11 protein-coding genes and 1 pseudogene are annotated in these 14,037 nt (G+C 62.1%); 6 read left to right on the plus strand and 6 right to left on the minus strand.

Annotated elements, in window-relative coordinates:
- The 3 genes from BT108_RS04920 to BT108_RS04930 form a co-directional block, all read right to left on the minus strand.
- The coding region (locus BT108_RS04920) for an undecaprenyl-phosphate glucose phosphotransferase (protein ID WP_255369632.1) at positions 1-1,307 on the minus strand (1,307 nt) is incomplete at its 3' end.
- 64 nt (positions 1,308-1,371) lie between these two features.
- On the minus strand, positions 1,372-2,151 hold the full coding sequence (gene epsA, locus BT108_RS04925) for an XrtB/PEP-CTERM-associated transcriptional regulator EpsA (protein WP_072293440.1): 780 nt from the start codon (positions 2,149-2,151) through the stop codon (positions 1,372-1,374).
- A gap of 830 nt (positions 2,152-2,981) precedes the next feature.
- A complete protein-coding gene (locus BT108_RS04930; RefSeq protein ID WP_072293550.1) occupies positions 2,982-3,944 on the minus strand; it encodes a LysR family transcriptional regulator in 963 nt (320 codons plus the stop codon).
- A gap of 202 nt (positions 3,945-4,146) precedes the next feature.
- On the opposite strand from BT108_RS04930, the gene BT108_RS04935 reads away from it, so the two are divergent.
- The 5 genes and pseudogenes from BT108_RS04935 to BT108_RS04955 all read left to right on the plus strand — a co-directional run.
- Positions 4,147-5,058, plus strand: a complete 912-nt coding sequence (locus tag BT108_RS04935; protein WP_072293441.1) for a pirin family protein — start codon at positions 4,147-4,149, stop codon at positions 5,056-5,058.
- On the plus strand, positions 5,058-5,831 hold the full coding sequence (locus tag BT108_RS04940; protein ID WP_072293442.1) for a DODA-type extradiol aromatic ring-opening family dioxygenase: 774 nt from the start codon (positions 5,058-5,060) through the stop codon (positions 5,829-5,831). The genes BT108_RS04935 and BT108_RS04940 overlap by 1 nt, the downstream gene beginning before the upstream one ends.
- Before the next feature lie 70 nt (positions 5,832-5,901).
- Positions 5,902-6,540 carry an isochorismate family cysteine hydrolase YcaC gene (ycaC, locus tag BT108_RS04945; RefSeq protein WP_072293443.1) on the plus strand — a complete coding sequence of 213 codons (639 nt, stop codon included), beginning with the start codon at positions 5,902-5,904 and terminating at the stop codon, positions 6,538-6,540.
- Positions 6,541-6,598: 58 nt separating this feature from the next.
- The gene (locus BT108_RS04950) at positions 6,599-7,219 is read left to right on the plus strand and encodes a DsbA family protein (protein ID WP_072293444.1); all 621 of its coding nucleotides are present in this window, start codon (positions 6,599-6,601) and stop codon (positions 7,217-7,219) included.
- A gap of 80 nt (positions 7,220-7,299) precedes the next feature.
- Positions 7,300-7,565 (plus strand): annotated as a pseudogene (locus BT108_RS04955) (transposase); the annotation flags it as partial.
- A gap of 74 nt (positions 7,566-7,639) precedes the next feature.
- Here the strand turns inward: BT108_RS04955 and BT108_RS04960 are convergent.
- Both BT108_RS04960 and BT108_RS04965 read right to left on the minus strand, forming a co-directional pair.
- Positions 7,640-8,650: a nucleotidyl transferase AbiEii/AbiGii toxin family protein gene (locus BT108_RS04960; RefSeq protein ID WP_072293445.1), complete on the minus strand. Its 1,011-nt coding sequence runs from the start codon at positions 8,648-8,650 to the stop codon at positions 7,640-7,642.
- Positions 8,643-9,239 (minus strand): DUF6088 family protein, encoded by a 597-nt coding sequence (locus BT108_RS04965; RefSeq protein WP_072293446.1) that lies wholly within the window; start codon positions 9,237-9,239, stop codon positions 8,643-8,645. The genes BT108_RS04960 and BT108_RS04965 overlap by 8 nt, the downstream gene beginning before the upstream one ends.
- Here BT108_RS04965 and BT108_RS04970 point away from each other — a divergent pair.
- Entirely contained in the window at positions 9,238-9,540 is a 303-nt protein-coding gene (locus tag BT108_RS04970; RefSeq protein WP_072293447.1) for a hypothetical protein, read from the plus strand. The genes BT108_RS04965 and BT108_RS04970 overlap by 2 nt on opposite strands.
- A 386-nt stretch (positions 9,541-9,926) precedes the next feature.
- On the opposite strand, the gene BT108_RS04975 is transcribed toward BT108_RS04970, so the two are convergent.
- The gene (locus BT108_RS04975) at positions 9,927-13,964 is read right to left on the minus strand and encodes an NACHT domain-containing protein (RefSeq protein WP_255369625.1); all 4,038 of its coding nucleotides are present in this window, start codon (positions 13,962-13,964) and stop codon (positions 9,927-9,929) included.
- Positions 13,965-14,037: the final 73 nt, after the last annotated feature.

Below are 14,037 nucleotides of genomic sequence, written 5' to 3' on the forward strand. Positions count from 1 at the left end.
GTTTTCAGGATGATATGGAGGTCGAGTTTGAGGGACCAGTTCCTGAGGTAGTCGAGGTCGTGGTCGATGCGAGCCTGCATCTTGTCGAGGGTGCGGGTTTCGCCGCGGTAGCCGTTGACCTGCGCCCACCCGGTGATGCCGGGCTTGACCTTGTGGCGGATCATGTAGCCCTTGATGAGGTTGCGGTAGGTCTCGTTGTGGGCCACGGCATGGGGGCGGGGGCCGACGATGCTCATGCGTCCCTGGAGGACGTTGATGAACTGGGGCAACTCGTCGAGCGAGCTCTTGCGCAGGAAGGCGCCGACGCGGGTGATGCGGCTGTCCTCGCGGCTGGCCTGGCGGATGGTCTCGCCGTCCTCGCACACGCGCATCGAGCGGAACTTGTAGACCAGGATCTCCTCTCCGTCCAGGCCGTAGCGGCGCTGCTTGAAGATGACCGGGCCGGGGGAGTCGAGCTTCACGGCGAGGGCGACGAGCAGCAGCAGGGGGGAGATGAGGGCGAGGATCAGCAGGGAGAGCACGATGTCGCTGGCGCGCTTGATGAAGCCGTTGGAGCCGGTGAAGGGGGATTCGCACACGGAGATGACCGGGGTGCCGCAGACGGTGCCGCTGCGGCCCTGGATGAGGTCGGTGACGAACATGTCGGGCACGAAGTAGATCGAGGCGGTGGTGTCCTTCAGTTCGTCGAGCACGTGCAGGATGCGCGGCTGTGAGGCCATGGGCAGGGACAGGTAGATGAACTGGATGCGCTGTGTCTTGACGAAGCCCGGCAGTTCGTGCAGCCTGCCCAGCAGCGGGCTGTCCTCGGCACGGCTCAGGCGATCCGGGCTGCGGTCGTCGAAGAAGCCCGACAGGGCGATCTTGGAGTAGCGCGCCTTGTGGATGCGCCCGGCCAGGGCGGCGCCCTGGTCGTTCAGGCCGACGATGATGGCGCGCTGCGGCGGCCCCTGCAGCGCCAGCAGGGTGGGGGCGGCGGCGCGCAGCACCAGGTGGGCGCCGATCTGGCTCAAGGGCGCCAGCCACAGCCAGGCGACCAGCGCCTGGTGGGAGAACTCGTGCACGTAGCCGGTGGCGATGCCCAGCAGCAGCAGCAGCGTCATCACCCAGAACCAGCTGTAGAGCACGTCGAACACCAGGCGCTTGAGCGAGAACTGCAGGCGCGAGGTGCCGGGAAAGGTGATCGAGAACACGATCACCGCCAGGATCAGGTAGGGGGGCTGCAGTTCGCCCTCGATGCTCACGCCGATCAGCCACAGCGACAGCGCCAGCATGGAGGGGTCGAGCATGGCCTCCACGGCGCTGAGCATGTTGTTGCCCAGCGGTTCCTCGGCGCGCGCCGAGACCCGGGAGGCGGAAAAGGCCGGGTTGGCTTCAGCCATGGCTCAGGCTGCGCTCGATCTTGGATACGGCCTGCATCCGGTTGTAGACGTCCAGTTTCTTGAAGATGCGCTGCATGTGGTTTTTCACCGTGAAGGCGCTGATGGAGAGGATGCTGCCGATCTCCGCATTGGTCTTGCCCAGCTTGACCCAGTCCATGATCTCGCTTTCGCGCTCGCTCAGTCCGTGGTGCTCGGTCTCCTGCGCGCCTTCCGGCAGATAGGTGCGCTGCGGCAGGGGCGCCACGCCGCGCAGGGCGGTGTCGAGGTAGGGCAGCAGGATCTCCATGGCGGCAAGCGTGCCGCCATCGAGCGTGTCGCGCGAACTGAAGATCACGTACAGGCAGTCGTGGCGCCCGCGACGGTCGCTGATGCCGTGCAGCAGCGCACTGCGCATCCCACGCAGCGCCTTGCCAAGAGAACACTGCAGCCGCCAGCCTTCGAACAGGATGCCCGAGGCGCCTATGTCCAGCACATACGGGGTTTTTCCGCCCTCCGCCCAGCGCCTGTGGAAATCCCCCAGCAGCGGGGAGAACCGCGCCGGGCTGGAGTGGTCGGTCCTGACGCCGGGCAGCGCGGAGATGACGTCATGCTGAATGACGCTGGAGTTGAAATTGCCCCAGACGGCGAGCATGATCTCGTGCGGCAGGTAGTGCTGCATTTCGCCCTGCAGCCACTTCAGCAGGTCGAAGTGGCTGCGTACTGCGATACCTTCCTGGATGATGCGCGCGTAGCGCTTGAGGTGGTCGGCGGGAAGAGAGGAGAAGGAGTTCATGTTCGACGATGCTCCTGGTTGATTGCGGCAGAGGGGGCAGGCTGCTAGATTACCCTGCGACATGGAATCGGTATTGATTTATTAGTCATGTTCAAATCATGAATTGGAATGTCGTCACTCATGATTCTGTTTTCCGTCAGACGAAACGTCTTGTTTCTACCGATGCGAATCCATCCCGCACGCCGATCCCGCACCGCATAGTGTGATCGAAAAGGCATGGCTGTGGAATGCGGCATGTTGTCGCAGTGAAGCGTACAAAAAAAAGATGACGATCTGATTACGCACCGATCAAGATTGCGTGACATGGCGATCCGGGGGTGCCCTGGGGCCGGAAATGATCAGGGTTCCGGCGGTGAACGATGAAGTCCGCCCGACCGCTTCCGAAGGCGGCTGTTCAGGTCGTGCGTCCCGTTTCACACGCTCGCTTTGTTCGGTTTGTTTATTCCTTATAAAAAAACTTGCATTTCTACAATTCTTAATTATAATAATAATCGTTATCATTATTGATTGCAAGAATTCTTGCCTCGTGATGATAATGCGTGGGATTTCCCGTCTTGTCAGGGCTGGGGATCGTTACGCGGATCGGGACGTTTTTCGAAGGGAAGCCCCCTCCCGTGGACAGATGTCCCGATCGCAAGACCCGTGTATCAGTGTAGGCTTATCCGTTGCCGTTGGGTTCTCCTACCCAATGGCCTTTCAGCCAGCCAGGCCCCTCGGGGCAAGCCAGCCAATTCTTTTTTCCCCATCGCGGTTTTTTTTCGCTGTCCGGCACCTCTCCCGCGGCCGTGTGCGCACCCCCGTATGCCCCGTGCATCCGCTGGAGGGCATCGTCAGGCGCGTTGCACGCCCTGCTCCGGGGACGGCGCCGCCCCCGTGTCGAGCAGCCGTTCCCAGGGCGGGGCATCGGCAAACTGCGCCAGCAGGTGGTCGATGACGGCGCGCACCTTCCCCGGCAGGTACCGGTTCTGCGGGTAGAGGGCATAGATCGTGTCCGGAAGCGGGCGCACGCCCGGCAGGGCATCGACCAGCCGCCCGTCCCGCAGGGCCCTGGCGATGATGAAGACCGGCAGGATGGAGATACCCAGCCCCGCGATGGCGGCGTCGCGCATCGACTCGCCGTTGTTGGCGACGATGCGGCTGCGTATCGCCAGCGAACGGGATGGGCCGCCGGCTTTTTCCGGTTCGAAGCGCCATATCCGTCCCGGCGACACATTGGTGTAGCCGATGCATGCGTGACCGGCAAGATCCTCGATGGTCGCGGGCAATCCCGCGCGCCGCGCGTACGCGGGGCTGCAGCAGACCATGCGGCGGCTGGTCGCAAGCTTGCGGGCCGCCAGGGAAGAATCCTGCAGCCGCCCGATGCGGATTGCCAGGTCATAGCCCGTACTCAGGTCGGCGAGCCGGTCGTCCAGTTCCAGTGCGAGCTGCAGTTGCGGATGGCGTTCAATGAAGGAGAACAGCGCAGGTCCCAGGTAGTGGGTGCCGAAGGTCATGGGGGCTGCGACCCGCAGCGATCCGCAGAGCCCGCCGTCCTGGCCGGCGATCTCTTCCGCCGCCTGATCGAGCTGCCGCATGGCCGCGCGCGCGTGCCGGGAGAAGGCAATGCCCGTTTCCGTGGGAACCGCTCCCCGGGTGGAGCGCTGCAGCAGCCGGGTCTTCAAGGCGGCCTCGAGATCGGCGATACGCTGGCTGATGACGGACTTCGACAATCCCATCTGCCTGGCGGCCGCGCTGATGCTGCCGGTTTCCATGACCTGCAGGAAAGTGAGAATGTCGTCGAGCCGGTACTTCATGTTCTTCAGCCTCCCCTGCCCGGGCACCGGATCGGGTTCGTCGTTCGGTCCCTCCGAACGTGGTTTTCGGGAAAGGGCCGGTTCCAGGACCGGCTGGAAGAGGATATGCTTTCCCCAACGCTCCCGCAACGGAAGTATACGGCGGTCCGGGCGCATGGACAGGCCTACCGGGAACATATTCCGGACATGAAGGAGGTGCATCATGGACATCATCGAAGTAACGGCAGTCAAGAAATTGCGGCACATCCAGCGCAGCAGGGGACAGCACTGGGTCGGCGACGGTTTCCCCGTGCGCACCCTGTTCGGGTACTCGAGCCTGGGAGCGGAGCTCAGCCCCTTCCTGCTGTTCGACTACGCGGGGCCGATGGTGTTTCCCCCCACCGACAAGCGCCTGGGCGTGGGCGAACACCCCCATCGCGGGTTCGAGACGGTGACCATCGTCTATAGCGGGGAGGTGGAACATCGCGACAGCTCCGGGGGTGGGGGCGGGATCGGTCCGGGTGACGTGCAGTGGATGACCGCGGCCTCGGGCCTGGTTCACGAGGAGATGCACAGCCGCGGTTTCGCGAAACGCGGCGGCATGTTCGAGATGGTGCAGCTGTGGGTCAACCTGCCCGCGAAGGACAAGATGTCGCTCCCGCGCTACCAGAACATCATGAACCGCCAGATTCCCGTGGTGGATCTGCCGGGCGGGCAGGGTGTCGCACGCGTGATCGCCGGCACGTTCGGCGAAGTGGCGGGGCCGGCCCGAACCTTCACGCCGATCAACGTATGGGATTTGCGCCTGACGGGCGGGCGCGAGATCCGGCTTCCCGTCCCGGACGGGCACACCACCCTGCTGGCGGTGCTCAAGGGCTCGGTGCGCCTCGAAGGAGAGCACGGCTTGGAGACGCTGGAATCGGCGGAAGTCGGCCTGTTCCACCGCGAAGGCGATCATGTGCGCCTGGAGGGCTCCCGGGATGCAACGGTCATGCTGCTGAGCGGCGCGCCGATCGACGAGCCCATCGTCGGCAGCGGGCCCTTCGTCATGAACAGCGCCGAGGAGATACGCCAGGCGATCATGGACTACCAGCGCGGCAGGATGGGACGTATCCCGATTGCGGAAGAGGCCTGATGCCTGCGCTTTTTCTCTCGCATGGCTCTCCCATGCTTGCGCTGGAGGACGAGCCGACGACGGCGTTCCTGCGCAGCCTGCCGGAAAGGTTGCCGCGGCCGGATGCCATCGTCGTCGCTTCGGCGCACTGGGAGACCGGCGAGGCGGTGGTCGGCGGGGCGGCCCATCCGGAAACCCTGCACGATTTTCATGGTTTTCCGGAAGCGCTGTACGCGCTGCGCTATCCTGCGCCGGGCCAGCCGCGACTCGCCGCCCGCATGCGGGATCTGCTGGTGCGGGCAGGATTCGCAACCACCGTCGATCCGGTGCGCGGCCTCGACCATGGCGCATGGAATCCGCTGTTGCTGATGTATCCCGAGGCGGACATCCCCGTCGTTCAGCTGTCGGTGCAGCCATGCCGCGATGCGGACTGGCACTACAGACTGGGCCGGGCGCTCGCGCCGCTGGGCAGGGACAACATCCTGCTGATCGGTTCCGGAAACCTGACGCACAACCTGCGCGAGGCCTTCGACGGACGCCATGCACATGCGCCCGACTGGGTAGTCGGGTTTGCGGAATGGGTAGCCGGGAAGACGGAGGCCCGCGACATCGATGCCTTGCTGGAGTGGCAGGCGCGGGCACCGGATGCCCGGCGCAATCACCCCACCACGGAGCATTTCGTGCCGTTCCTGGTTGCGCTCGGCGCCGCGGGAGCGTATCGACGGGTGGAGCGGCTCAACCGCGAGTTCCAGATGGGCGTGCTGGCGATGGACGCCTACGTTTTCAGCGAGTAGCAGGCAGGACACACCGGGGGCCGATCCCGTTCTCGGATACCGATTCGACAACAACTGCAAGGAGCATGCGATGAGCAAGACATTTACCTACAACCGGCTTTCCAGGGATGACGCCGTCCTGCTGCTGGTGGATCACCAGGCGGGCCTGATTTCGCTGGTGCAGGACTTCTCGCCCAACGAATTCAAGAACAACGTGCTGGCCCTCGCGGCATGTGGCCGCTACTTCAAGCTGCCGACCATCCTGACGACGAGCTTCGAGGAGGGGCCCAACGGCCCGTTGGTGCCGGAACTGAAGGAGATGTTCCCGGATTCGCCCTACGTGGCACGGCCGGGCAACATCAATGCCTGGGACAACGAGGATTTCGTCAACGCGATCCGGGCCACCGGCCGCAGTCAACTCATCATCGCCGGCGTGGTGACGGAGGTCTGCGTGGCCTTTCCGGCGCTGTCCGCCATCGAAGCGGGGTACGAGGTATTCGTGGTGACCGACGCCTCCGGAACCTTCAACGAGGTCACGCGCAATGCCGCCTGGCTGCGGATGCAGGCAGCCGGCGTGCAGATCATGAGCTGGTTCGGCGTGGCCTGCGAACTGCACCGCGACTGGCGCAACGACATCGAGGGCCTGGGTGCGCTGTTCTCCCGCCATCTTCCCAACTACCGCAACCTGATGACGAGCTACTTCACCCTCGTCGGGAAACAGGGCGGGTAGCACGCGTGGCAACCGGCTGCGGATCGATCGCCGGGCATCGGCCGGGGAGAGGCGCACCATGAACCGGAAGACACTCTGGTACGTCGCCGATCCCATGTGCTCATGGTGCTGGGGGTTCTCGCCCGTGGTGGAGGCGATCCGGCGCGAGTACCGGGATCGGCTGGGGATGGAACTGCTGCTGGGCGGCCTGCGGCCGGGCACCCGGCATGCCCTGCCCGCGGCGCAGCGCGAGGAGATCCTGCATCACTGGCATGCGGTACGACAGGCGACGGGGCAGCCCTTCCAGTTCGAAGGCGCCCTGCCGCCGGGATTCATCTACGATACCGAGCCTGCCAGCCGCGCCGTGGTGGCTGCCTCCCTGCTGCATCCCGGCGAGGTGTTCGCGTTCTTCAGGAGCGTGCAGTCCGCCTTCTATGCAGCGCAGCGGAACGTGACCGATCCGGCGGTGCTGATGCAACTGGCCGAGGAAGTGGGGCTGGATGCGCAGCATTTTTCCCGGCTGCTCGACTCCGATACGGCCAGGGATCTGACCCAGGATCATTTCCAGAGAGCGCGCCAGTGGGGCATCCAGAGCTTTCCCACGCTGGTGGCCCAGGATGGATCGGATCATGCCGTACTGGCCAGGGGATATCTTTCGTTCGAGGCGTTGCGTCCGGCGCTGGACGCATGGCTGGCGTAGGACCTTGCCTGCTAGCGAAACGCTGATTTAAGTCTGGCGCTGTAGAATATTCGAATTATCTGATGCTGTGCGATACTCCGATGAAACGCCAGAGCAGTTTTGCCGATATGGAATATCCGGCGCGTTGCAAGCTGACGCGCCGGGAGAAATTTCTGACCGATCTTGACCGGCTGGTTCCGTGGACGGAGCTGATGCACTGATCGAGCCGTACTACTACCGTGGCGCGCGTGGCCGCCCGCCGCTGGGACTGGAGTTGATGCTTCGCATGTACCTGTGCCAGAACTGCCTGGGCCTGTCGGATGAAGGAATCGAGGACGCGATTGTCGACCGCATTGCGGTGCGCCGTTCAATGGATGAAAGATCCATCATGATGCGTCCATTTCATGTCGATGCTGTCCAGGGTGCCCGCTTGTCCAAGGCTCATATCGAGTTTGCCTTCTCTTGAATGGTTTGGCATTGTCGAAGGAGGGTGTCAAAGGATTCGACCTCGTCGAGGAACAAGCCATCGTCGACCATATGCTGATAGTCGGCTGCCAACTTGGCTAAGGCGCTATTGCTGGGAACGAGGCGAAGATTGCCCGAGACAGCGGCGTGGTAGTCGATCGGTTCACCATTCGGATGTTTCTCTGCGAAGAAGATACTCTTGTGATTGGCTACCGCCTTCGCCAGTGTCTTGTCCGCCATCGCCGCGTCGGTGAAGCCGGCGTCGTCCAATCGGGTGATATCATGCCAGTGACGTGCGAACCGGTTGCCACCGCGGAAGGCACCCTGCACGCAGAAGACATGGATCGCCGTGGCTTTTTCCCAGAAGGTTCGCTCGGCACGCATTACTTGCGCCGACGCCTCAGGGAGCTCCACCCCTGACAGATGCGGAGTGGCATCGCAGTGAACGGAGCGCAGTTCCCACGGCTCCCCAGTAGACCGAGCGCCAAATTCGAGCATGACTACCGATGGGACATAGCCCGTTCCAGAAGTCAGTGGGGTGTAGTCGATGAGCACTCTGTCGCCTTCAGTCCTGACCTGGGTGGGCAAGCCATGCCGCTCAACGTCATTCTGGAGCCGCGGGCTAACTTCGGTGCCTATCCATTCAACCAGGCGGGAGCGGATCTCCTTGCTCCATTTTTTTTCCTGGCTCCTGCTGGCTGGGAGCGGAGTATCTGCATCGCCGATCAGATCGGCAGCAATGGTACGGATATCATAGGTGAGATCCACATCTTCTGAGAAACGCTGAATGATGCCATAGGCTTTCGACAGGGATGTGCCACCCTTGAAGACGAGATGGGGCGCATAGGGGGCGGAGAAGAGATGCTGTAGGGACCACACCACCCAAATGTCTTTTTCCAGCAGGTGGGGAGGGCGCCCGGACGCGTTGGCGGCCTGAACAAGGGCCTCCAGGCGTTCGCCGGCAGAGAGCTCGAAGAACTCAACCATGTGGTACCAGAGCACTCATCTCCTGTGCCAACCATGTCGGCAAGCGTGCGCGCGCCGACGTCACTTCCTTCATCTCGGCTGGCGATAATTTGGTGCGCAGCGCACGCAGTGCTTCACCGGCCTTATCCGGCCCCAGCCATGCCAGCGCCCGCACCACATCGCCGGCAGCGCGGCCTGGAAAGATCAACTGCCACAGCGGCGCATGTCGCAATTCCACGGTCTGAGCCCCGAGCTTCAAGCGACGGCTGGGGCCGGACGTCAGGTAGACTGCTCGCATCGGTACCTGGGTGGTGAGGCCAAGCGCGTTAGCGGCGGCCGCGCCATGCGACACGATGGTTTCCCCGCGTTGGCTGGCCAGTCCCTCAACCATCTTTGCGGTTGAGGGTGCTCGGGAGCCAAAGCGGCTCTCGACCGGCAAGACATAGATGCCGCGGCCCACGCGCAGCAGGCTGCCACGCTGCACGAGACGCGACAAAACCTGGTCCACGGCGGCGCGGTTCCCGAGGTGCAGCAACTCCTTCGCGACCAAGGGCGTACCTTCTGGCAATCCGGCGGCGTGTTCCAGAACGTGTTTGGCGAGAGGTTGCATGATGGAACAACTCCTGAGTGACAGAAGTATGATAGAATTTCTGACACTTTTCAAGTTAGCTATCGGCCAGCGATGGTGGCATCGGGTGGCCGCCATGCTGAGGGCCGGTGAAATCAAGCTCAAGGTTTCGGGGCGAGAAGTCACTGCCGTAGGCCAGCAGATGATCGATGCTATGAAGACCAACAACTCCTTCAAACAGATTGGCGTCGCGTTGTGCGACGAACGCCCTTCCATCGAAACTCTCGGTCAGGCTGCGGAGCGGCTCACCGAACTGGTGGGCGACATGGTCATCCCCCGCTGAAGCAGGAGATCAGCAAGACGGCTGCCACCATATCATGCCGTTCCTAACTCATATTGGGCAGAAAGTGCTTTTTGGAGGACAACACCTTTCTCAGATATTTCGTATCAATATGAGATTGAAGTTGAAATGATCAGCTTGAAACAAGTGCAGATAGGTTTAGATGCAGCAAAGAAAGCAGGCGTTTAGCCAGGACCAAAGCTTTTTGCCAGATCATATATGTGCATATACAGCATCGATGAGAAAACGATTGGAAGGACGAGACATCACTCTTTTAGGGCACGTGAGAAGTAATAATAACATCGATCTTCGGCTACGAATGGTCATGGGCATCAGCGACCGAGATTGCGATGGTCTGCTCTTCCAAGGAGCGATTGTGCGCTTACCAATCAGCTCCCGTCCTCTGCATCGGGATCGGGCGTCAGGATTGGCCACGAGCGCCCTGACGCAAGATCGGGATGGCGCGGCTCCGATTCTGGTGCGCCGAAGTCATCCCTGAGCTTGTCGATGAGGTTGAGGCAGCGGGCAGCGGGGTTATCCTTGCCACCGCGGCCCGTCATCGCCAGCAGCTTTCGGCGCAGCTCGATCGCCGGGACGGGCACGACATTGTAGACACCTTCCCAGTTCTCCGCCGGGACGTGCTCCGTGACAGCGCTTTGGATCGACCGCCATGTCATGAACGAACGTCCGGTTTTCATTTCGAAATCAATCAGCATCAGCACGCCGTCCTCACCAGGGGCTTCGGCGACCGCGCTGGCGAGCAAGGCGAGTTGCTTGGAAGTTGGCCCATCCTTCAGGAGGCCGTAGACATAGGTGCGCACCTCTGGAAACTCCGAAATCAAGCCACCCAATTCGCGTTGCCAATGCCACCCGTCGTATGATCTGCCGTCGAGCGCGCCGCTGACGGTCAAATCAACGAGGCGACACGCGGCGGATACAGTGCCGAGCTGCAACGCTGCCGAGCGCCACTGGTAGTTCTGGTAGAACTGCGGGTTTTCTTCGGCGAGCGTGAAGATCAAATTTTCCGCGTCATCTGAGGACGAGTTGCCGAGGCAGCCGACCATCTCTTCGAGCATTCGTGGATCGCGCTGCGCGTCCGGCATGCCGCGCACGATGGTGGGCAGATCGGTGACAGGCGTGGCGAACGGCAAAAGGCGTAACCAAGCGCGTAGCTCATACGCGTCGCTCTGAGTCAGAATCCAAGTCTCCTCCTTGGCCGCCTCAAAGGTCTCAGCGATGCCGTCGGCCACGAGCTTGATGTCGATGTCCTCGCCAGAGAGGATCAGCGACAAGAGCAAGGCTGCGCGCGCCTGCCTCGGCGCGAGAGAAATGAGCTTCTGGATCGTCGGGTCACGCTGGCCGTGCGGGAGCCGCGTTCCGACAATGCCGAGCGCAACCCCCAGCTTCACTTGCGCATCAGTCGAACCGTCGACAATCAACGTGTCGATTGCGCCGAAGATCGCCTCCGCCTCGGCCGATGTCGCGGCGGGATCGGCGGCGCGGGCCTCGCGGCGCTCTTCCACGCGCGAGAAATCTTCGCCGCTCAGGAATTTCTTGTCGTCCTTGGGTTCGTTCGCCTCGAACCACTGGACGGCCAGCACACGCGCCGCCCGCTCGCCAAAGTGTTCATCGGTCAGGTATTCTCCCATCAGCGCAGCGGTCTCCGGCGCATTGATCGCCAAGAACGCACGTTGGTACTCGTGCATGTGTGGATGCTGCGCTTCTTGCACAGCGTCGCGATCCTTCCAGCCGCTCGCGGTAGCTTTTTCGCGGAAAGTTCGATAGCGACGTAAATTGTCGTCAAGCATTCTCTTCAAGAATGGAAGATGTTCGACGGACGGCGCGTGGCTCATCATCGTTGTAATGGTAGCCACTCGCCAACGCTTCTCATCCCCAGCGGCGAGCATGCGCTCTGCCCATTCGCGCGCCAGCACTCCGATTGCGGCCAAGCCTTCCTCATTGAAGGGCCGCGCCCGCTCTTCGTCGCCATAGGTCTCACGGGAAAACAGCTCGGCCAATTGGACGATTTCCTCATTGTCAGCGTTTACCGCCCGCGCCTGAACGGCGGCCACCAAACTTGCGCCCGGCGTGTGGCCGATACGGGCGCGCAGATCATGATAGCGATCACCCGCCGCCTGGTTGTACTTCCCGCTGGCGTCGCGCACGACTTTCCCAGCTGCAAGATACGCGTCGATCAGCCGGCCAACAGCGTTTGGTCCCAGCACCGAAGCGGCGGCCTCGGCGCGGTCGTCGTGGCGGCTTGTTTCTTCGAGGGCGATCCCGAGCAGCGCGCCGTCCTCAAGGGCAAATCCGGCGGCCGCAAGAATATCGTCTGCGCCGTAGAAGAGTTCGTGGTGCTCGCGCACGCGGCGCAGCAGCCCGTTAGCGAGAGCCTCCGGATAGCGCTTTCGCACTTCGTACAACAGGTGCATTTCGCCATCGCGTTTCCGGTCGATCTCCATGTCGGCAACAATCTCAGTAACCTCGGTATCGCGGTCATCTCCGCCCGGCGCGTAGACGAGCGTACGCAGGCGCTGGAAGTGCGAAATGCCGGCGGCTTTGCGCCGTTCGTGCGCACGCCGGAGTTCCTGCTGGACGGCATCAACCGCAATGTCGTTGAGGTGGCCCTTTTCGGCGAGGATGTCGTAGGTCGCGTCGCTCGCGTCGGCAAGCAAGTCGGCGACGTGGCGATCCGCCCGTCGAAATGAGAGTGCATCGACCACCGTCGCCTTCACGTTCGGGTCGCTGTCAGTCTTCGCGATTGCGGTTGCAAGATCGAGGCCGTCGATTCCGCCATGCGATGCAATTCCATGCAGCACGTTCTTGCGAATTTCCGGTGGCAGTGCTGCGATGCGCGCCAGGGCCTCGTTCCCAAGCACGGATGTGCGAAATCGTTTCGCCGCCCGGAGGGCGGGCAAGTGTATCTGAGTGTTCGCGTGAGAAATTAGGGGCCAAAGAAAATCGCCGAATTCCGGTCTGCCTGAAGCGATCATGAAACGCACGGCACGATCCACCTTGCCGGGCGCGTGCCACTTTTCGGTGAGGCTGCGAATCTCGGCTCCGATCGGTGCCCAAATGTCGTCGGTGGCGCGGAAGATCATTTCGCCCGCGAGGACGGGATCGACCTCAAAGGCCGCGAGAATAGCGGTGCTGCATGCGGCCTTCTGCGCGGCATCGCCACGTACGCTCCGTTCGACGGCGAACAGAACTGCTTCTTCCCACGGGCGCTGATCGAGCACGTCGGCCTTCAGCTTATCGCGCGCTGCCGGATCGCTGACGGCCTGTAGCATCAGTCGTTCGACGTGGTGCGATGCATACCATTCCTGAAATTGTTGGTGCTGGAACGAATAGCCCGGTGTGTCGCCGGAGCGCGTCAGAACGTGATTGCTGACAAGCGTGTCGAGCAGCGTGTCGGGCTGTGTGGCGATCGTTATTTGCCCATCGGCCATCAGGACCCGCGCGGTCTCGGCAACTGCTTTGCGCGCGTTGCTGTCCGTGATCGCGGTGTTGGCCGTTGTGGTGGCGAATACGGCGAGATTGTCCAAATAGTCCTGCTGGAAGCCTAGGGCCTTGGCATGAAGCGCCGCCGCACGGCGGGCTTCCTGTTCGTGTGCGGCAATGAAGCGCCGTAGCACTTCTTCCTTTGTTGTAGGAAAAGGCGCGCCCTCTGGCAGCGAGAGAAGTGCCGTGAGGTAGAGTGGGATGGTCACAAGATCCCGGACACCAGCTGTCCGCCATGCCTGATCGACGAGCTGTGCGCCAGCCTCGCCCCGCATACCGCGCGCGATCTCCATTTGCTGCTCATCGTCAAGTGGCAGTAAATCGACCTGCGTCCCGCCGAACGGAATGTCAAGGGCCTGCTTGCGCGTGGAAATGAAAAGGCCGAGCTCTGGCAATTCAGTTTTAAGGGCAGTGATTTGCACGCGCGCACGTTCGCGTGCAGCGGCATCCAGTTCGTTCCAGCCGTCAAGAAGCAGGACGACGCCAGGTTTCGTCGCGACGGTGCGGAAATCTTGCTCTGAAATCCCGTTAAACGCGGGGCGTTTGAGGACGGATGCGAGCAGCGCTTCGCCTTCGGTGGCCCAATCTCCCAGCGGCACGATGAGTGGCGTGCCATTGCCGATTTCCAACAGACCATCGGCGACCTGAAAGAGGGTTGTCGTCTTTCCCATTCCGGGTGCGGCGACAAGGATGAGGTCATCCAGCGCGGTTACCGCGTTGGCAAGTGCGCGCGTGCTAAGCGCCTCGTTTACGTGCTTTACTTTTAATGTCAGCGTAAGCGCCACGTTTGTGCCTGGCCATTTGGGTGTTCGACGAAACACGGCCAAATCTGCAGCGGCAGCATTTTGAAAGCGTGCACTGATCTCAGCAACCGTCGGCGGCATGGTCGAGCCGAAGGGAAGCTTGTCGATAACGCTGCGCCACATGTCCTCAGAATGCTTCTGCTTCCAAGTGTGCAGAAATGCCTCGGTGAAAATGGGATCATCTGAATCAATTGCC

It is taken from the genome of Nitrosovibrio sp. Nv17, from assembly GCF_900119085.1.
Taxonomy (GTDB): domain Bacteria; phylum Pseudomonadota; class Gammaproteobacteria; order Burkholderiales; family Nitrosomonadaceae; genus Nitrosospira.